Here is a 19236-nt window from a genome sequence, read left to right on the forward strand (position 1 = left end):
GTCTGCTGTCGCGCCTTGTTGCCCCTGCCAGTTTGCTCTGACCTGTTGGTCGGGTGCCGTGGCAGGGTTGTTCCCTGCACAAGCTGTGAGCCGATCCGATGGATTATTATGTAAACCTGTTTATTCAGTCGATTTTTGTCGAAAACCTGGCCCTCGCCTTCTTTCTGGGCATGTGTACCTTTCTGGCCGTTTCCAAGAACATCAACACGGCATTTGGCCTGGGCATGACGGTGCTGGTGGTCATGGTGATCGCCATTCCCCTCAACAACCTGATCTACCGCCATATCCTGCGGCCCGAGAGCACCTTCCTCGGGGAGTTTGATCTCGGCTTTCTCGATTTCATCATCTATATCGGGGTGCTGGCCGCACTGGTGCAGGTGATGGAGATGGTGCTCGACAAGCACTTCCCGGCGCTCCATCACGCGTTGGGCATCTATCTGCCGCTGTTGACGGTGCACTGCGCCATCTTCGGCGGCGTCATGTTCATGGCCCAGCGGGATTACGATTTCATCGAATCCATAGTGTATGGGGCGGGTTCAGGACTTGGCTGGTTGCTGGCCATCGTCGCCATCGCCGGCCTGCGCCAGAAGATGAAGTATTCGGATGTGCCCGAGGGGCTGCGCGGTATCGGCATCACCTTCATAGTGGCCGGGCTGATGTCGCTCGGCTTCATGTCCTTCTCCGGCATGTCGCTCTAGGCACGCCATCTGTGAAAACGGCCACTTGCGTGGCCGTTTTGCTATGCGGCGGGGGCTATCATCCCCAGCAGCCGGTCGTGGACCAGCGGCAGTGTCAGGAAACCGTCCCGATCGAGAAAGTGGCCACCCTGCTCCAGGCTGTAGAGTGGCGCGGCCAGCTGCTCGCTCAGGTGCTGGCAGTAGCGATAGGGCACTATGGCATCGTCCCGGGAGGCAACGACAACCCGTTGTGGTGCCAATGTCATGATGTGCGCCGGGTCGTAACGCTGGGTCATGAAGGCATCCAGCTCCGGCAGGGTATGCAGCGGCTGGTCGAAACCGGATACCAGCAGGATACCACCCACCCGGCGGGAGGCGGGCAGGCGGTTGAGCTGGCGCAGTATGGTGATGCAACCGAGGCTGTGGCCCAGCAGGAAGGTATGCTCGTCATGATCCTGGACAAGGCGGTCCATGGCGTGATCCCAGGCATCAGGCTCGGGATGGTGCGGGTTTGGCATGGCCAGCACCTCGACCTGAATACCGCGGGACTCGAGTTTCTCCTTGAGCCAGGGGAACCAGTGGGACTGGGGGGAGGCGGTGTAACCGTGCACGATAAAGACGCGGGTGTGTGACATCTGCATGATCCTGAAACGGGGCAACAGGGAATGAAAAACCGTACCGCTGCGGCAACTGGCCGGAGCGGCCACATCATAGCAGCCCCCGCCTGACCGCAACACGCCCCTGGCGGGATGGGGGCAAGATGAGGCTCAACCAAACTAACCCAGCAGCTTGGCCATGTTGTGCCCTGTGATGATGAAGCCTGCCTCCTGATAGAGCGCCAGGGCCCGCGGGTTGTCGTATGCGACCCGCAGCTTGATCTGGCTGATGCCACTGGCCCTGAGACTGGCTTCCAGTGCCGCTATGGCGGCCTTGCCATAGCCCTGGCTGCGCAGGGCCGGGTCGATATAGAAGTCGTAGATAAAGGTGGCGTTATCATCGGCATTGATGGCGTGCCAGAGATAGCCCAGTGACTCTGCCTCTTCTCCCGTCACCTCGCCCGGCATGATGCAGAGCAAACAGTGACCCGGGGTGGCGATCCCCTGTGGCAGGTACTGCAGCAGGGAGGCCTCGGACTTGCGGCGAGCGGTGGCGAGATCATAGCCATGGTTGCTGGCCAGATCTTGTGCGTAGTCCTCGAGGGAGCGGTCGTAGAAGACGGAATAATAGGCCGCGCTCATGGGGAGCAGACGAACGAGGGGGGTTGGCATCTTGGGTATCACTCCTGAAAAAGGAGCGATTACGTTAACTCTATGGCGGGGCGATCGCAAACGACTGATCTATAAGAAGAGCGCCCTTGGGCGCTCTTCTTAAGTAAAGGAGGGAAGAGATTACTTGACCTCTTCACCCTTGGCTTGCAGGTCCGCATGGTAGGAGGAGCGCACGAAGGGGCCGCAGGCGGCGTGGGAGAAGCCCAGCCCCATGGCGACATCTTTCAGCTCGTCAAACTCTGCGGGCGGCACGTAGCGCTTCACCGGCAGGTGGTGGCGGCTCGGCTGCAGGTACTGACCCAGGGTCAGCATGTTGACGCCGTGCTCGCGCAGATCTTTGAGCACCTGCACTATCTCTTCGTTGGTCTCGCCAAGGCCCATCATGACACCGGATTTGGTCGGCACATGGGGGTGCATCTCCTTGATGCGGCGCAGCAGCTCAAGGGACCACTTGTAGTCGGCACCGGGGCGGGCGACACGGTACATGCGCGGCGCGGTTTCCAGGTTGTGGTTGAACACGTCCGGCGGCGTCTCGCGGAACACCTCCAGCGCCTGCTCCATGCGGCCACGGAAGTCCGGGGTCAGGATCTCGATGCGGGTCTGGGGGCTGTGTTCGCGGATCTGCTTGATGCAGTCGGCGAAGTGCTGGGCACCGCCGTCGCGCAGATCGTCGCGGTCCACCGAGGTGATGACCACGTATTTCAGCCCCATCTCCTTGATGGTGAGTGCCAGCTTCTGCGGCTCGTCGGGATCCAGCGCCAGCGGGCGGCCGTGTGCCACGTCGCAGAAGGGGCAACGACGGGTGCAGATGGCCCCCATGATCATGAAGGTGGCGGTGCCGTGGTTGAAGCACTCGGCCAGGTTGGGGCAGGAGGCCTCTTCACACACTGAGTGCAGCTTGTTCTTGCGCAGCGTGCTCTTGATGTGCTCGATCTTCTGGCTCGACGGCGGCAGCTTGATCCGCATCCAGTCCGGCTTGCGCAGCACTTCCTCGTTGGGATCCGGCATGAATTTCACCGGGATCAGGGCCATCTTGTCGCCATCGCGCAGCTTGACGCCCGGCTCCATACGAACGGGTTTGCTCATGATTCACTCTCGGTGTTTGTTATTGTCTGGTTGATAGCCGTTTGGGCCATTTTCATGCCCTCATGGACGCCCGGCATGGGCTTGCTCATGGGGTATCGTCGGCATTCGTGATCGTTTGATAGCCAATCAGGCTGGCCAGTTCGGCCACCAGAATGGCTTGCGCCTCGGCCACGCTTTGCGGGCCGCCCAGGGTGCTGGTCTGGGTCATGGCCATGCCCGCATAGCCGCACGGGTTGATGCGCAGGAAGGGGGTCATGTCCATGTTGATGTTCAGTGCCAGGCCGTGAAACGAGCAACCCTTGCGGATCCGCAGGCCCAGGGAGGCGAGTTTGGCCTCCAGGCCCAGCTCGTTGGTCACATAGACGCCGGGGGCATCGGCCTTGGCATAGGCCTGGATATCGCTTTTTGCCAGGGTATTGATGATGGCGGTTTCCAGGCAGGTCACCAGCTCGCGTACCGACAGCTTGCTGCGGCGCACATCCACCAGTACATAGAGCACCAGCTGGCCGGGGCCGTGATAGGTCACCTGACCGCCACGATCGCTCTGCACCACGGGGATGTCACCGGGAGCGAGCAGATGCTCGGCTTTGCCAGCCTGGCCCTGGGTGTAGACGGGATCGTGCTCCACCACCCAGAACTCATCCGGGGTATCGCTGGTGCGGTTATCGGTGAAGGCCTTCATGGCATCCCATACCGGCTGGTAGGGGCGGCGACCCAACTGTCTGACTAACAGCTGTGGTTGGGCGGGGATCTGGGGTGACATGGTTCCTCACTGATAGGCGCTTGAGTCGGCAAAACAGGATTGCACAAAATCAATCGCCCCTGGCGGGGCGAGAGAGGTGGCTTACAGAACGTAGCGAACCAGCTCGATCTTGCCGAGAGCTGTGTACATGGCTTCGATATGTTCCTTGCTTTGGGCCGTCACAGTGACCCGCACCGAGTGGTAGTTACCCTTGGTGCTGGGTTGAACGGTCGGGCTGTAAGTGCCTGGGGCGTGCTGTTGCAGCACTTCTACCACCAGATCAGGCAGTGCCGGATCGGCTACGCCGAGCACCTTGAACGGGAACTTGCAGGGGAACTCCAGCAGTTCATCAAACTTGGTATTCATCTACTCACCTTTTGGCGTCATCACGGGATGACCTTATCTTTCATCTTGTGTGGCCAAGTGGCCTATGGCCCATCAGGGCCGCCAGTACAAGTCTATATGGGCATTGCCCGGGCCGGGATCAAGGCCCAGACTGATCGACAAGACATGGAGGTGCTGCTTTTTACCACAAATCAGCTGTCGGCGGAACCTGCAGATTGCAGGGTTATTCGCTCACTGAGACCCGAACTGGAGAGCGGCGCCTATTGGCGCCGCTCTTTTATCACTATTTTATCCTGTGGCTTACTTGAACCAGCTGGTGACCAGCAGTACCAGGTAATCCCACAGACGGCTCATCAGACCGCCTTCCTGCACTTCTTCCAGCGCAACCAGGGGAACCTGCTTGATCTCCTTGTCGCCTTGCTTCAGGAACACTGTGCCCACTCGCTGACCCTTGGCCAGCGGTGCTTTCAGTTCGCTTTCAAGCTGGAAATCCGCCTTCAGGTTGTTGCCCTGACCACGGGTGACCAGCACTGATACGTCCTTGTCGACACCCAGTTTCACTTCCGGCTTGTCACCCATCCAGATCTTCTGGGTGACCAGCTCGGTGCCGGCCTTGTACGGGGTCAGGCTCTGGAAGAAACGGAAGCCGTAGGTGAGCAGTTTCTTGCTCTCGGCGGCGCGGGAACCTTCGCTGCTGGCGCCCAGCACAACGGCGATCAGGCGCATGCCTTCATTGTTGGTGGCGGAGGAGACCAGATTGTAACCAACCTGGCTGACGTGGCCTGTTTTGATGCCATCCACTTGCAAGGACTGATCCCACAGCAGGCGGTTGCGGTTGTGCTGGGTGATGCCGTTGAACACGAAGGATTTCTGGGCGTAGATCTTGTACTCCTCCGGCTGATCGTGGATCAGGGCCTGACCCAGACGAGCCATGTCGCGAGCAGTACTATAGTGACCTTCTTCATCCAGTCCGTGGGGGTTTTTGAATTGGGTATCTTTCATCCCCAGCTTGGCGGACCAGGCATTCATCAGGCTGGCGAAGGAGTCAGTGCTGCCCGCCAGGAATTCGGCCATGGCGACGCAGGCGTCGTTGCCGGACTGGATGATGATGCCCTTGTTCAGGTCATCGACGGAGACCTGCTTGCCCACCTCGATAAACATCTTGGAGGAGTCGGTGTAGTTTTTGGACCAGGCGTTCTTGCTGATGGTCACCATGTCGGTGTTCTTGATGTTTCCTTCCAGCAGCTCGTGACCAATGATGTAGGAGGTCATCATCTTGGTCAGGCTGGCGGGCGGCAGGCGTTCATCGGCGTTGGCTTCTGCCAGTACCTGGCCCGAGTAGTAGTCGATCAGAATATGGGCCTTGGCGGAGATCTCCGGCGCGGCGGGAACGACCATGGGGGCGGCGTTCGGTGTGGGTACAGGTGTGTTGGCCTGGGCGGTGGCGCTTATCAGGGAGGCCAGAATAACTGAACGGGCAAATTTGGACATCTTGAAATTCCTGGAGCCTGGATGGGGGGTAACCCAAGTTAAAATGCGGGCTTAACTATACCAGAAGCGCCCGTTGGTCATAGTCCGACGTGCCATCTGGCCTGGTTTTTTATCCATCAGTAGTGGGTATCACGCCGGGAAACGACGTGATACCCATCAAGATGGTGGTGGCCACCTTCATATGAGCCACACGGCTCAGGGGACGATAAAGGCTTGCTCCAGCCCCCCCTGACGTATCTGTGCCAGCAGGGTGGCCTGCTGATCGGCGGCGACCGGGCCCAGCAGGACGCGGAAGAGGGCATTGTGTGTCACCACTTGATACGGCACGCCGTAGCGCTGGGTCATCACCTTGCCCATGGCCTCGGCTCTCTCTTTGGATCCACTGGCCAGCACCTGGATCATCTTGCCGTCGCCATTGCTGGCGGGGGCGGCTGCCTTGGCCGGTGCCGGTTTGGCTGCCGGGGCTTTGACGGGCGCGGCAGCAGCAGGGGTTGCCATCGCCAGCGCGGTCGGTTCACCCAGGAAGCCATCTTGCGATATCGTCTTGGGCGCTGCTGCGGCCGCGGTCGTCGGGGTCATTGCGATGGGCTTCATCGGCTCAATGATCATCATCTGATCCGGCGTGTCGTTGATAAGCTCCAGTCGCACGCGGGCCTCGCCACTCGCTACCATATCCAGCTGCTCTGCGGCAGCGTAGGAGAGATCGATGAGACGATCACTGCCAAAGGGACCCCTATCGTTGACCCGCACTATGGTTTCCAGCCCGTTGCTCAGGTTGGTGACCCGCACATAGCTGGGCAGCGGCAGATTGCGGTGGGCGGCGCTGAACAGTTTGCTGTCCAGCACGTCGCCGTTGGCGGTCTTCTGGCCGTCCAGATCCGGGGCCAGCCAGCTGGCGGTACCCTCTTCGGTATAGTGCTTGATGTCGCGCCACACCTCGTTCTTCTGCTTGCCAATCCAGTAGTCACGGTTGCCGCTGGCACTCAGGGGCTCGGGGCGCGGAATGGCCCCCGTGGCTTGTGGTATCTCTATGACCTGGGGTTTTTCCTGGGGCATGGGAGCCTGCGGCAGGGGGAGTTGTTCCGGCTGGCTGCTACAGGCGGCCAACAACAAGGTCAGGCTGAGCGGGAGAAATTTGTGGCTCTGATGCATACGCTTCCTGGATTGCTTGACTGAGTTGATGCACCGCCATCGCATAGAGAGGGCTGCGGTTATAGCGGGTGATCACGTAAAAATTGTGGCGCGCGACCCAGTATTCCGGTCCATCGGCCTGTTCCAATGCCAGCAACTTCACCGGTGTCTGTGGCGCCAGCTGCGTGGCGACTTCAATGCCGGCGGCGGCCAGCTCTGCCCACTGCTGCTTGAGTTCAGGCTCGGGTCTGAGCAGGGTACTGACGGGGGCCAGACCGATCAAGGCGGGCTCGACGGCAGACTCGCCCCAGCGCCATTGATGCTCGGCGAAATAGTTGGCGACGCTGCCGATGGCATCCACAGGGTTGCGAAACAGATCCCGCCGACCATCGCCGTCAAAGTCGACCGCGTAGTGGCGATAACTGGAGGGCATGAATTGCCCCATTCCCATGGCACCGGCATAGGATCCCTTGAGCGTAGTGAGGGGCCACTGCTCCTCCCGGGCCAGCAGCACCAGCTGGGCAAACTCTTTGGCAAAGAAGTCGCTGCGTTCCGGATAGTGGAAGCCCAGGGTGTAGAGACTGTCGAGCACCGAGTGGCGGCCCATCTGGCGGCCATAGAAGGTTTCGATGCCTATGATGGCGACGATGAGGGCGGCGGGCACCCGATAGGTCTGCTCGGCCCGCGCCAGGACATCGGCATGGCGTTGCCAGAAGCTGACCCCGTCCTGAATGCGGCTTGGCGTCACAAACAGCGGTCGATAGCGATGCCAGGGTTTGGCTTCCCAAGGGCGGCTGATAGTGTCCAGGATCTCCTGGCGCAACTGCGCCTTGGCGGCAGCATCCTGCAACGCCGCCAGCGGCACCTGTTGCTGCTCCGCCAGCAGGCTCAGTCGCTCGGGCGAAACGGTCGCGCCTGCCGTCAGCGAGCACAGTGCGAGTGCCAGCCACCATGATTTCATCAGGCCAGCAGCCTTCTGTGAGTCTGGATGGACATCAGAATGCCGAAGCCAGCCATCAGGGTCACCATTGAGGTGCCGCCATAGCTCACCAGCGGCAGTGGCACCCCCACCACAGGTAGTATGCCGCTCACCATGCCCATGTTGACGAACACATAGACGAAGAAGGTGAGGGTCAGGGCGCCACCGAGCAGACGCTCGAAGCTGTTCTGGGCTTGCATGGAGATAAACAGGCAGCGGCTGATGATGTAGAGATAGATGACCAGCAGCAGAGCCACGCCCACCAGTCCGAACTCTTCGCTGAAGACCGCAAAGATAAAGTCGGTGTGGCGTTCGGGCAGAAACTCTAGCTGGGACTGGGTGCCTTGCAGCCAGCCTTTGCCAAACACGCCACCTGAACCGATCGCTATCTTGGACTGGATGATGTGATAGCCCCGACCCAGGGGGTCTTTCTCGGGGTCTAGCAGCATCAGTACCCGCTGGCGCTGGTAGTCGTGCATCAGGAAGAACCAGAGTACCGGCATGAAGGCGCAGATCAGCATCACCGCCAGAGCAATCAGCCACCAGCTGATCCCCGCCAGGAAGATGACGAAGAAGCCGGAAGCGGCCACCAGTATGGAGGTACCGAGATCGGGTTGGGCCGCGATCAGCAGGGTCGGCAGCAACACCATCAGCAGCGCAATGATCACATGGCTGAATTTGGGAGGCAGGGAGTGGCGACTGAGCCAGGCTGCCACCATGACGGGCATGGAGAGCTTCATCACCTCAGAGGGCTGGAACTTCATAAAGCCAAGATCAAGCCAGCGCTGTGCCCCCTTGCCGATGTGGCCAAATACGTCCACCGCGATCAGCAGCAAGACCACGACCACAAACAGGGGGATCGACCAGCGCGCATAGAGTGACGGAGGCAACTGGGCCAGGCCTATCATCAGGCCGAAGGCCAAGCCGCCGCGTACCAGCTGGCGCACTATGGAATCCACATCCTGACCGGAGGCGGAGTAGAGCACCACCATGGAGAGGGACATCAGGGCCAGCAGGCCGAGAAAAAGGGGCAGGTCGATGTGCAGTTTGTACCAGAGACTCTGCTGCCGTGAGGAATTACTCATGGGGAACGACCTCGCTCTGTGGGGACGACGGCTTGGGAGCCGGTGGCAGCTGGGGCTCAGGCGGTACCAAATAGGCATCCAGCATCTGGCGCGCAACGGGCGCTGCCATACTACTGCCACCACCGGCGTTTTCCAGCACCAGGGCCACCACGGCCTTGGGCGCATCAAAGGGGGCAAAGGCGACGAATAGCGCGTTGTCGCGGTGCTCCACCTTCATGGCCTTGGCGTTGTAGACCTGGTTCTCTTTCATGCCTACCACCTGGGCGGTACCTGACTTGCCCGCGGCTTTATAGGGGGTGTTGGCAAAGGCGCGGCGTCCGGTTCCTTCATGGCCGTTGATGACGCGCCACATGCCATCCCTGGCCACTTGCCAGTAGCTGTCGCTCTTGGCCTGAAGGGCGATATTGGGGTTGACGGGGGCATTGACCACGCCCTCTTGCGAGGCGGTGCTCTTGAGCAGGTGTGGCGTCACGTCGTGACCGTTCTGGGTCAGTATGCTGGTGGCCTTGGCCAGCTGGATCGGCGTGGCGCTCCAGTAGCCCTGACCTATACCGATGGAGATGGTGTCCCCCTGATACCAGGGCTGGCGCCAGCGTGCCATCTTCCAGTCGCGGGACGGCATGACACCTCGGGTCTCTTCATACAGATCCACCCCACTGTACTGGCCGAAGCCGAACTTGGTCATATAGCTGTGGATCTTGTCGATACCGACCCGATAGGCGAGATCGTAGAAATAGGTATCCGCCGAAACCTCGATGGCGCGGTAGACATCGAGCCAGCCGTGACCCCATTTGCGCCAGTCACGAAACTTCTTGGTGGTGCCCGGAATGGAGAAGCTGGGGCCGCCGAAGTAGCGATAGTTGGCGGTGATGGCCCCTTCGTTCAGCCCCATTACCGCCATCATGGGTTTGACGGTGGAGGCGGGTGCATAGATTCCCTGGGTGGTACGGTTCACCAGCGGGCGTGCCGGATCGTTGAGCAGCGCCGAATAATTGGTGTTGGAGATGCCGGTCACGAACAGGTTGGGGTCATAGCTGGGGCTCGACTCCATGGCCAGGATGGCGCCCGTATTGGGATCCATCATGACGATGGCGCCCCGGCGACCGGCCAGCAGTTCCTGAGCCTTCAGTTGCAGGCGGATGTCGATGTTGAGGTAGATGTCCTTGCCAGGCTCGGGCGGCTGGAATTTGAGGGTTCGCACCACCCGGCCGCGGTTGTTCACCTCGACCTCCTGATAACCGGCTACCCCGTGCAGCTGATCCTCGTAGAATTTCTCCACCCCCTGCTTGCCGATATCTTTGGTGGCGGCATAGTTGGCGAATTTTTCCTCTTTCTTGAGGCGAGCCTCATCCTGGGTGTTGATCTTGGCCACATAGCCCAGCGCATGGGTGAGGGTGTCACCAAACGGATAGTAACGCTTGAGGTAAGCCTCGATGCTGGCACCCGGGAAGTTGTGCTGGTTGACCGAGAAGAGGGCGACCTGATACTCGGTCAGCTTCTCGAACAGGGGGACCGGCTTGAAGCGGCGCTGACGCTTGACCTCGGCCAGGAACTTCTCCTTGGTCCCCTCTGGCAGCGCCAGCAGGGTGATCAGCTCGTCGGCGGTCTTGTCCAGATCCCGGGTCTCTTCCGGCACGATTTCCAGGCTGTAAACCGGGCGGTTTTCCGCCAGCAGCACGCCATTGGCGTCATAGATGAGGCCACGCGGCGGCGCCACAGGCACAACCCGGATCCGGTTGTCGTTGGATCGGGTCTGATAGGTTTCGAAGGACTCTACCTGCAGATAATAGAGATTGCCCAGCAACACCAGCATCAGCACGACCATGCCGATGTAGGCGACCAGGGTGCGTCGGAAGAAGAGGCGGCCTTCGGCGCTGTGGTCGCGCATTTCGATGCGATTCTTCAGCATGCCGCTACCTTATGGCTGACGAAGGGAGAAGACAAAAACCCCATGGGTTATTCCCTGTGATACGGATGATTGGTGGTAATGCTCCAGGCGCGATAGAGGCTCTCGGCCACCAGCACCCGTACCAGCGGATGGGGCAGGGTCAGCGGCGACAGCGACCAGCTCTGTTCGGCGGCGGCCTTGCACTCCGGCGACAAGCCCTCCGGGCCTCCCACCAGCAGGGCCACATCGCGGCCATCCAGTTTCCAGGCTTCCAGTTGCACGGCGAGTTGTTCCGTGGTCCAGGGTTTGCCAGGGATATCCAGAGTCACAAGACGCGAGCGGCCGGCAGCGGCCAGCATGGCTTCCCCTTCTTTTTGCAGGATGCGGGGAATGTCGGCATTTTTACCGCGTTTTCCGGCGCCAATTTCGACGAGTTCGAATGGCATGTCTTTGGGAAAACGGCGACGGTACTCTTCGAAGCCACGCTCTACCCAGGCAGGCATCTTGGTGCCCACTGCAATCAACTGGATCTTCATCGTTTGTTACACTTGTGCCCTATTGCGCATTCACTTGAGCGGCACCGCTCCAGAGTTTTTCCAGTTGGTAGAAATCGCGATACTCATCCTGCATCACGTGCACTATCACGGACCCCAGGTCCACCAGTACCCATTCACCCGTGAGCTGGCCTTCCACGCTCAGCAGGTCGAGCCCCGCATGACGAGCTTCGCTGGCCAGATTGTGAGCGATGGCGCTGACGTGGCGGCTGGAGTTGCCGGAACAGACGATCATGGTGTCCGTGATGCTGGATTGACCGCGCACATCGAGGGTGATGATGTCGCGGCCTTTCATGTCATCGATCTTGTCGACGATAAAGGCTTGCAGTTCTTGGCCTTGCAATGATTCTCTCCTGTATTCCGGCGCCCTGCTACTTACGTCAGGGCGGCGGATTATATCATGGTCACTCCCGTTTCCCAGTCTGGTGAAGGGGAGTAGAGCGGGGGCCAAGCCGGGTCGGCAAACCAGGCCCCTGTTGATCAATATAGTGCGCAACCGGCCCGGACAATAGTCGGCACCAGTTGCATTCAGTCCGCCTGGTAGAGGCCCTGTTGCCGGATGTAATCGGCCACAGAGGCTGGCAGCAGATAACGGGGATCCTGTCCCGCCGCCAGCAGCTCTCTGAGCCGGGTTGCCGACAGCGCTATGGGCAGATTGTCTGCCAGCCAGATATGGCCGGCAAGGCGCCGGTGCAGCGCGCTGGCATCCGTGGTGTGATGGCGTGCCAGCAGGTCGGCCACCTCGGTCGGGTAGTCAGGTTGCCAGCCGGGGCGCACGCTCACCACCAGGTGGGCGTAATCGAGCAGTGCCTGCCAGCGATGCCAGCTTGGCAGCGTGAGCAATGAATCCATCCCCATCAGGAAGCAGAGCGGGGTATCGGGCAGTTCTTCCCGCAGCGCCATCAGGGTATCTATGGTGTAAGACGGCTTGTCCCGCTTGAGCTCCCGTTCATCCACTACAAACCCCGGGTTTTCCGCCACCGCCAGTCTGACCATGGCGAGGCGCTGCTCGCTCGAACAGAAGGGATTGGCCTTGTGGGGCGGTATATGGTTCGGTATCAGGCGGATTTCGGCCAGCCCCAGTGCGTCGCGCGCATCGATGGCCGGCCGCAAATGGCCGATATGGATGGGGTCGAAGGTGCCACCCAGCAAGCCGATGGGGGCTTTCAGCATGACCTTTCCCCCGCGTCAGCAAATCGCTTGCTGGCAACAGGACCACTTCGGTTCTTCAGGTCTGGCGGCGAGCTCATCATGATGCTGGCTCCAGCAAAGGCAGGGGAGTGCCATCGCGAAAACCGAGGGCGAGGGTCTGCAACATCAGCCAGGCCCGTTCGGTGTCGAAGCGACGCAAGGCGTCGTCAAGCTGGGCCATCAGTTGCCACAACTGCTGCAACTTGGTGAAGGGCAACCGGGTCAGCGCCTGCTGGATCAATTGCTGGCGGCTCTGCCAGATGCGCAGGCGTGAGAAGTGCTCCACCAGCGGCTGGCCGGCTCTGGCAGCCAGGGCCAGCTCGGTGAGCTGTTCCAGCTCCCGGCACAGGGCCCAGGAGAGCATGCCGGGCTCTGTGCCCTCGGCGCGCAGGGCCAGCAGAATGCGCTGGGCCCGGTTTACCTTGCCTTCCAGCAGGGTATCGATGAGCTGGAATGGCGTGAAGTGGGCGTGACGTATGATGGTCTCTTGCAGATAGGCGACGCTGATGGGCTGAGGCGGCGCCAGCAGGGTCAGTTTTTCTATCTCCTGGCTCGCGGCCAGCAGGTTGCCCTCGTAAGAGTGGCACATGAAGTTGATGGCATCGGGCAGCGCCTTGAGGCCGAAACGCTGGAAGCGGGCCCCCATCCAGCGTGGAAAGAAGCGGGGTTCGGGGTGATTGACCGGCACATAGGTGCCGCCCTGGCTGAGCTTGTCGAACCAGGCTGCCTTCATCTGGGTCTGGTTGAGGCGACCACCGCTGAGCACCAGCAGCAGATCTGGATGCAGTTGCTTGCCAATCTCGCTGATGCGGGCGGCGAGATCCTTGTCGACCTTGGCCGGCAGCTCCAGCTCTATGATCTGGCGGGCCGAGAAGAGGCTCATGGCCTGGCAGGCATCGTAGACCTGATTCCAGTCCAGCCCCGCCTCGACCACGAAGGTATGACGCTCGTCGAAACCCTGCTTGCGGGCGACCTGACGGATGGCGTCGATAGCCTCCAGCTTCAGCAGAGGCTCGTCACCAAAGATGAGGTAACAGGGCTTGAGCCCTGTTTTGAGATGATCCGCAAACTGCTCGGGATAGATCCGCATCAGAACTTGGCCTGGTTGAGTCGGTGGGTCGCAGGGGCGATGGCCTGCTCTTGAAAATTGAGCTGAGGCTCGTCGCCAAAAACGAGATAGCAGGGCTTGAGCCCTGCTTTGAGATGGTCCGCGAACTGCTCGGGGTCGACTCTCATCAAGATGCTCGCATCAGAACTTGACCTGGCTCAGCTGGCGGATGACCAGACTGGCGGCTTGCTCCTGCATCTCCTTGCCTAGCTGCTCCTGCTCACGGGAGGAGGCCAGTGCCGCGTCCGGTTTGTTCAGGAAGCTGCGGTTGAAGGTGATGGGAAACACCTGAGTCGGTTTGCCCGGCATGGAGACGGTGAACTGGGTGCTATAGCCCAGCAAATACTCGCGAGCCTGGCCGATGGAATCGACCGAAGCAATCTGGCTGGTGTTGCGCACGCCAGCCAGAGTGAGCACTGGGATGCCCTCCTTGTCTGCGAGCTGTACGCCAGCGGCCTTGAGACGAGTGGTCACCAGACGGTAGAAATCGCTCTTGTTGTCACCGACTACCTTCATGGTCATCAGCTCGGGCGGGATGGCGGTGCCCCGCATCTGAAAACCGCAGGCCTGCAACAGCAAGCCCATCAGTGCGATGGCCATCCAGCGAGTGAGGGTGGTGCCCATATGAAATCCTCTTTGCGTGAAGTGAAGAGCGGCGGGCGTCTGCCCGCCGTCATCATAATTAGCAACGGTCAGCTGACCCCTTCCCGACCTGCTGGTTTGCAAGGGGGAAGGAGCAAGGAGCTCCCTCCCATAACAAAAGGAGTGCAGGGGAGAGGCCTTGCCACCATTAGTTGGCGACAATGTTGAGCAGCTTGCCCGGTACATAGATAACTTTGCGCACTGTCAGACCGTCGGTGAACTTCTGCACAGAGGCATCGGCCATGGCCAGCTTCTCGACATCAGCCTGGCTTATCTCGGCCGGTACTGTCAGTTTGCCGCGCATCTTGCCGTTGATCTGCACCACTACCAGCTTCTCGGTCTCGACCATGGCCGCTTCATCGGCCACCGGCCAGGTGGCGTGATCCACGTCGTTGTCCTTGCCCAGCATCTTCCACAGCTCGAAGCCGATGTGCGGGGTGATGGGGGAGAGCATGACTACCACGGTCTCCAGCGCTTCCTGCATCAGGGCGCGGTCCTGCTCGTCTGAGCCCAGCTTGGCCAGATTGTTCATCAGTTCCATGATGGCGGCGATGGCGGTGTTGAAAGTCTGACGGCGACCCACGTCATCGCTCACCTTGGCGATGGTCTTGTGCAGCTCGCGGCGAACGGCTTTCTGTTCGCTGGTGAGGGCTGCCACATCCAGTGCCGGAACGGCACCCGCAGAGACGTGCTCGAAGGTCAGACGCCACAGGCGACGCAGGAAGCGCTGGGCGCCTTCTACACCGGAGTCGGACCACTCCAGGGTCATCTCGGCCGGGGAGGCGAACATCATGAACAGACGGACGGTATCTGCGCCGTAACGCTCGACCATCAGCTGCGGGTCTATGCCGTTGTTCTTGGACTTGGACATCTTGGTCATGCCGGAGTGGATCACTTCACGGCCCTCAAGGTCGATGGCCTTGGTGATGCGACCCTTCTCGTCACGCTCTACCTTGACGTCGGTCGGGCTAACCCAGACGTTGCCGCCCTTCTCATCTTTGTAGTAGAAGGCGTCGGCCAGCACCATACCCTGGCAGAGCAGGCGCTTGAACGGCTCGTCGCTGTTGACCAGACCCGCGTCACGCAGCAGCTTGTGGAAGAAGCGGGCGTAGAGCAGGTGCATACAGGCGTGCTCGATACCGCCGATGTACTGATCCACCGGGAGCCAGTGGTTGGCAGCAGCCGGGTCCAGCATGCCCTTGTCGTAGTCCGGGGAGCAGTAGCGGGCGTAGTACCAGGAGGACTCCATAAAGGTGTCAAAAGTGTCAGTTTCCCGGAACGCTTCCTGACCCTTGTAAGTGGTCTTGGCCCACTCGGCGTCGGCCTTGATCGGGCTCTGGATACCGTCCATCACCACATCTTCCGGCAACAGTACCGGCAGTTGATCTTCCGGCGTCGGCACGACGGTGCCGTCAGCCAGGGTCAGCATGGGGATGGGGGCACCCCAGTAACGCTGACGGGAGACGCCCCAGTCACGCAGACGGAAGTTGACGGTGCGCTTGCCGTGGCCGAGGGCTTCCAGCTTGTTGGCGATGGCGTCAAAAGCGCCCTGGAAGTCGAGGCCGTCAAACTCGCCGGAGTTGAACAGCACGCCCTTCTCGGTGTATGCGGCGTCGCTTACATCCACCTCGCCATCGGCATGCTTGATCACCGCCTTGATGTCGAGGCCATATTTGGTGGCGAACTCATGGTCACGCTGGTCGTGACCCGGAACCGCCATCACGGCGCCGGTACCGTAGTTCATCAGTACGAAGTTGGCGACCCAGACCGGTACCTTGCGGCCATCCAGCGGGTGAATGGCATACAGGCCGGTGGCCATGCCTTTCTTCTCCATGGTGGCCAGCTCGGCTTCGGCTACCTTGGTGTTCTTGCACTCTTCGATGAAGGCAGCCAGTTCCGGATTGCTGGCAGCAGCCTGCAGGGCCAGCGGGTGACCGGCGGCGATACCGACATAGGTGACGCCCATGAAGGTGTCCGGACGGGTGGTGTAGACCTCCAGCTGCTCAGCCTGACCCTCGATGGCGAAGCTGATGTTGACCCCTTCGGAGCGGCCAATCCAGTTGCGCTGCATGGTCTTGACCATCTCCGGCCAGCCTTCCAGATTGTCGATGTCGTTCAACAGCTCTTCGGCGTAGTCGGTGATCTTGATGAACCACTGGGGGATCTCTTTTTGCTCCACCGGGGTGTCACAGCGCCAGCAGCAGTTGTCGACCACCTGCTCGTTGGCCAGTACCGTCATGTCGTTCGGACACCAGTTGACGGAGGAAGTCTTCTTGTAGACCAGACCCTTTTCGTACAGCTTGGTAAAGAACCACTGCTCCCAGCGGTAGTAATCCGGCTTGCAGGTCGCCAGCTCGCGATCCCAGTCATAACCCAGCCCCAGCATCTTCAGCTGGTTCTTCATGTATTCGATGTTTTCGTAGGTCCAGGGGGCCGGTGCGGTATTATTCTTGACCGCGGCGTTCTCCGCCGGCAGACCGAATGCATCCCAACCTATGGGTTGCAGCACGTTCTTGCCATTGAGGCGTTGATAACGGGAGATCACATCACCTATGGTGTAGTTACGAACGTGCCCCATGTGTAGACGACCAGACGGATAGGGGAACATGGACAGGCAGTAGAATTTCTCCTTGTCTACTTTCTCCACGGCCTTGAAGGTTTTCTTGGCATCCCAGTGCTTTTGCACTGCTGGTTCGATCGATTGGGGAACGTATTGCTCTTGCATTGGTGACATCCGGATCTGTGAAATGAATAGATAAATCAGCTGGGAAATCGCAATAGAATACCCATATCCAGCGGCGGCAACAACCGCCAGCATCCGTCAGGCCTTATGCCGGGCATGATCAGGGTTCAGTAGAGGAGTAACGACCATGGACAAACGTCAAAAAGGGTACGAAGCCTTCATTGCAGAGTTGCAAAAGCAGTGGCAGGAGACCGAACAGTTCCAGGGGGAGCGCCTCAACCGGATGATCGCCAAGGTGCAGGCCTATCTGGAGGCCGCCAGCGATCTGACCCAGGATGAGCTGGCGCTGATCGCCGAATACGTGAAGCGGGATCTGGGCAACTATGAGCTGAGCCGCAACGATGATAAAGCACGCAGCGATGAGGCCGTGGAGGAGTCCGCCTTCATGCTGGCCCTCAAAGACACCGCCTGGTCCTGGCTGGCGGATGTGACCGACCGCGCCCAGGTGGAGTGGCGCGAGCTGGCCGACGAGCTGGAACACAAAGGGGTGTACGAAGCGGGAGACTGGGTCGGACTCGGCGTCATGGTGTGCGAGCAGTGTGGCTGGCGCCATACAGTGCTGCACCCTCAACCGCTCGATACCTGTCCCGAATGTGGCGGCCACGAATATCACCGCGAGCCGCTCTCGCCCTGAATACCATCAACTAGCGAAATGAAATGGCAAGAGGCGCCCCATGGGGCGCCTCTTTTGTTGATGTGCGGGTGTCGGAGCGTGCCGGATCAGAGTTCACGGGCCCAGGGATGGGCACGTGGACGCAACGCCAGTGCGAGCACCAGCAGCAGGGCCGTCATGCCGTACAGCGGCCAGTCGCCAAAGCGCAGGTAGGGGGTGGATCCGTGGGCGGGACGCACCTCGGCGCGCAGCACCCCGGCTTCGAACTGCGGGATCTGGCCTATGATGCTGCCGTCAATCTCGGTGACGACAGTGATGCCAGTGTTGGTGCCCCGCAGCAGCGGGCGTGCCAGCTCAAGGGCGCGCATGCGGGCGATCTGCAGGTGCTGCCAGGGGCCGATACTGGTGCCGAACCAGGCATCATTGGAAACGGTCAGCAGGAAGTCGGTATCAGGCTGCACATTGCGGCGCACCTCTTTGGGGAAGATGATCTCGTAGCAGATGGCGGCGGCAAACTTGAGCCCCTTGGCGATCAGGTTTGGTTGCTGTTCGTCCCCCCGGCTGAAGGAGGACATGGGCAGGTTGAAGAAGGGGGCTATGGGGCGCAGCAGATCCTCAAACGGCACGAACTCGCCGATAGGCAGCAGGTGGTGCTTGTAGTAGCGGTTCTTGTGCTCATAGTGATACGCCTCCTTGCCGTCAGCGTCCTGCACTCCCATGCCAAGCACCGTATTGAAGAAGCGCTGCTGCTCGAAATCGTAGTGGACTATGCCTGCCAGCAGACCCGTATCGTTCACCTTCATCGCCTTGTCCAGGCTCTCCAGGTAGTTGCCCATCTCTTTTTCGATGGCCGGAATCGCCGATTCCGGCCAGATGATGATGTCGGCATCCTGATTTTCGCGGCTGAGATCCTGATAGGTGCGCACCGTCGGTACCAGGGCCTCCGGATCCCACTTGAGGGACTGGGCGATATTGCCCTGTACCAGAGCTACCTTGACCGGCTCGCCCCGGGTCACCCAGTTGAGCTGCATCAGTCCATGGGCGGCACTGATCAGTGCAACGGGCACCAGCAGCCAGACGGGTTTGCGGTTCTGCCACACCAGCCAGAGGGCGGACGTCGACAGCAGCAGTGCCAGCGTGATGCCCTGCACCCCCAATATGGGGGCAAAGCCCTTGAGCGGCCCGTCGATCTGGCTGTAACCAAACCAGAGCCAGGGGAAGCCTGTCATCACCCAGCCCCGCAGCCAGTCAGCCACTAGCCAGAGCGCCGGGAAGGCGAGCAGCCAGCGGCTCCAGTGACGGCCACTGAAGAAGCGGGCAAAGGCCCAGCAGGCCAGGGCCGGATAGAGTGCCAGATAAGCCGAGAGCCCTGCCAGCAATACGAAGGCGACCGGCAGCATGATGCCGCCAAACATGGTCATGCTGACGTGGATCCACCATAGCCCCGGCAGGAACAGGCCCATGGCATAACCAAAACCGCGCCAGGCCGCCTGTTTGGGATTGGCCTTGTCCAGCAGCGCATAGAGGCCGAGCAGGGAAGGGATGACCAGAGGCCAGTAGTCGAACGGCGAGAACGCCAGGACGGCGAGCGCGCCGGATGCCATGGCAAACAGACTGGTCAGGAGTTTTGATTTCACGGGCGATGATTTCACGGACTATGCAGGCTCGGATTGGACGATAACAGGTTGATTGG

General features: G+C 60.4%; 20 protein-coding genes. 2 read left to right on the plus strand and 18 right to left on the minus strand.

What is annotated here, in order from left to right:
- The first annotated feature begins 98 nt into the window (after nucleotides 1–98).
- On the plus strand, nucleotides 99–698 hold the full coding sequence (nqrE, locus tag ONZ54_RS05840; RefSeq protein ID WP_271787682.1) for an NADH:ubiquinone reductase (Na(+)-transporting) subunit E: 600 nt from the start codon (nucleotides 99–101) through the stop codon (nucleotides 696–698).
- 41 nt (nucleotides 699–739) lie between these two features.
- On the opposite strand, the gene ONZ54_RS05845 is transcribed toward nqrE, so the two are convergent.
- The 17 genes from ONZ54_RS05845 to leuS all read right to left on the minus strand — a co-directional run bounded on the left by ONZ54_RS05845 (nucleotide 740) and on the right by leuS (nucleotide 16912).
- Entirely contained in the window at nucleotides 740–1312 is a 573-nt protein-coding gene (locus ONZ54_RS05845; RefSeq protein ID WP_271787683.1) for an RBBP9/YdeN family alpha/beta hydrolase, read from the minus strand.
- 141 nt (nucleotides 1313–1453) lie between these two features.
- Nucleotides 1454–1945 carry a GNAT family N-acetyltransferase gene (locus ONZ54_RS05850; protein ID WP_271787684.1) on the minus strand — a complete coding sequence of 164 codons (492 nt, stop codon included), beginning with the start codon at nucleotides 1943–1945 and terminating at the stop codon, nucleotides 1454–1456.
- Nucleotides 1946–2065: 120 nt separating this feature from the next.
- Nucleotides 2066–3031, minus strand: coding sequence for a lipoyl synthase (gene lipA / locus ONZ54_RS05855; protein WP_017412924.1), 966 nt, complete (start codon nucleotides 3029–3031; stop codon nucleotides 2066–2068).
- 85 nt (nucleotides 3032–3116) lie between these two features.
- Complete coding sequence (gene lipB / locus ONZ54_RS05860; RefSeq protein WP_271787685.1) at nucleotides 3117–3794, minus strand: lipoyl(octanoyl) transferase LipB; 678 nt, start codon at nucleotides 3792–3794, stop codon at nucleotides 3117–3119.
- Between the two features lie 81 nt (nucleotides 3795–3875).
- Nucleotides 3876–4139: a DUF493 family protein YbeD gene (ybeD, locus tag ONZ54_RS05865; protein ID WP_005317360.1), complete on the minus strand. Its 264-nt coding sequence runs from the start codon at nucleotides 4137–4139 to the stop codon at nucleotides 3876–3878.
- 279 nt (nucleotides 4140–4418) lie between these two features.
- Nucleotides 4419–5609 (minus strand): serine hydrolase, encoded by a 1191-nt coding sequence (locus ONZ54_RS05870; protein ID WP_005317357.1) that lies wholly within the window; start codon nucleotides 5607–5609, stop codon nucleotides 4419–4421.
- Between the two features lie 195 nt (nucleotides 5610–5804).
- Nucleotides 5805–6761 (minus strand): septal ring lytic transglycosylase RlpA family protein, encoded by a 957-nt coding sequence (locus tag ONZ54_RS05875; RefSeq protein ID WP_099994111.1) that lies wholly within the window; start codon nucleotides 6759–6761, stop codon nucleotides 5805–5807.
- Entirely contained in the window at nucleotides 6703–7701 is a 999-nt protein-coding gene (gene mltB, locus ONZ54_RS05880) for a lytic murein transglycosylase B (protein WP_271787686.1), read from the minus strand. The genes ONZ54_RS05875 and mltB overlap by 59 nt, the downstream gene beginning before the upstream one ends.
- The gene (rodA, locus tag ONZ54_RS05885; RefSeq protein WP_005317349.1) at nucleotides 7701–8804 is read right to left on the minus strand and encodes a rod shape-determining protein RodA; all 1104 of its coding nucleotides are present in this window, start codon (nucleotides 8802–8804) and stop codon (nucleotides 7701–7703) included. The genes mltB and rodA overlap by 1 nt, the downstream gene beginning before the upstream one ends.
- A complete protein-coding gene (gene mrdA / locus ONZ54_RS05890) occupies nucleotides 8797–10713 on the minus strand; it encodes a penicillin-binding protein 2 (protein WP_271787687.1) in 1917 nt (638 codons plus the stop codon). The genes rodA and mrdA overlap by 8 nt, the downstream gene beginning before the upstream one ends.
- 47 nt (nucleotides 10714–10760) lie before the next feature.
- Nucleotides 10761–11228, minus strand: coding sequence for a 23S rRNA (pseudouridine(1915)-N(3))-methyltransferase RlmH (gene rlmH, locus ONZ54_RS05895; protein WP_017411988.1), 468 nt, complete (start codon nucleotides 11226–11228; stop codon nucleotides 10761–10763).
- A gap of 19 nt (nucleotides 11229–11247) precedes the next feature.
- Nucleotides 11248–11589: a ribosome silencing factor gene (gene rsfS / locus ONZ54_RS05900; protein ID WP_005317340.1), complete on the minus strand. Its 342-nt coding sequence runs from the start codon at nucleotides 11587–11589 to the stop codon at nucleotides 11248–11250.
- Between the two features lie 185 nt (nucleotides 11590–11774).
- Nucleotides 11775–12419, minus strand: coding sequence for a nicotinate-nucleotide adenylyltransferase (gene nadD / locus ONZ54_RS05905; RefSeq protein WP_271787688.1), 645 nt, complete (start codon nucleotides 12417–12419; stop codon nucleotides 11775–11777).
- A 76-nt stretch (nucleotides 12420–12495) separates the two neighbouring features.
- Nucleotides 12496–13527: a DNA polymerase III subunit delta gene (gene holA, locus ONZ54_RS05910; protein ID WP_005317335.1), complete on the minus strand. Its 1032-nt coding sequence runs from the start codon at nucleotides 13525–13527 to the stop codon at nucleotides 12496–12498.
- Nucleotides 13527–13673 (minus strand): hypothetical protein, encoded by a 147-nt coding sequence (locus ONZ54_RS05915; protein ID WP_005317332.1) that lies wholly within the window; start codon nucleotides 13671–13673, stop codon nucleotides 13527–13529. Before ONZ54_RS05915 ends, holA begins: the two co-directional genes overlap by 1 nt.
- Before the next feature lie 13 nt (nucleotides 13674–13686).
- Nucleotides 13687–14169: an LPS-assembly lipoprotein LptE gene (locus ONZ54_RS05920; RefSeq protein WP_005317329.1), complete on the minus strand. Its 483-nt coding sequence runs from the start codon at nucleotides 14167–14169 to the stop codon at nucleotides 13687–13689.
- A 166-nt stretch (nucleotides 14170–14335) separates the two neighbouring features.
- Nucleotides 14336–16912 carry a leucine--tRNA ligase gene (gene leuS, locus ONZ54_RS05925; RefSeq protein ID WP_271787689.1) on the minus strand — a complete coding sequence of 859 codons (2577 nt, stop codon included), beginning with the start codon at nucleotides 16910–16912 and terminating at the stop codon, nucleotides 14336–14338.
- A gap of 145 nt (nucleotides 16913–17057) precedes the next feature.
- On the opposite strand from leuS, the gene ONZ54_RS05930 reads away from it, so the two are divergent.
- The gene (locus ONZ54_RS05930; protein ID WP_005317324.1) at nucleotides 17058–17564 is read left to right on the plus strand and encodes a zinc ribbon-containing protein; all 507 of its coding nucleotides are present in this window, start codon (nucleotides 17058–17060) and stop codon (nucleotides 17562–17564) included.
- Nucleotides 17565–17650: 86 nt separating this feature from the next.
- Here the strand turns inward: ONZ54_RS05930 and lnt are convergent, their stop codons facing one another.
- Nucleotides 17651–19195: an apolipoprotein N-acyltransferase gene (lnt, locus tag ONZ54_RS05935; protein ID WP_271787690.1), complete on the minus strand. Its 1545-nt coding sequence runs from the start codon at nucleotides 19193–19195 to the stop codon at nucleotides 17651–17653.
- Between the last annotated feature and the right edge of the window lie 41 nt (nucleotides 19196–19236).

This window comes from Aeromonas salmonicida, assembly GCF_028355655.1.
In the GTDB taxonomy this organism is placed as follows: domain Bacteria; phylum Pseudomonadota; class Gammaproteobacteria; order Enterobacterales; family Aeromonadaceae; genus Aeromonas; species Aeromonas salmonicida.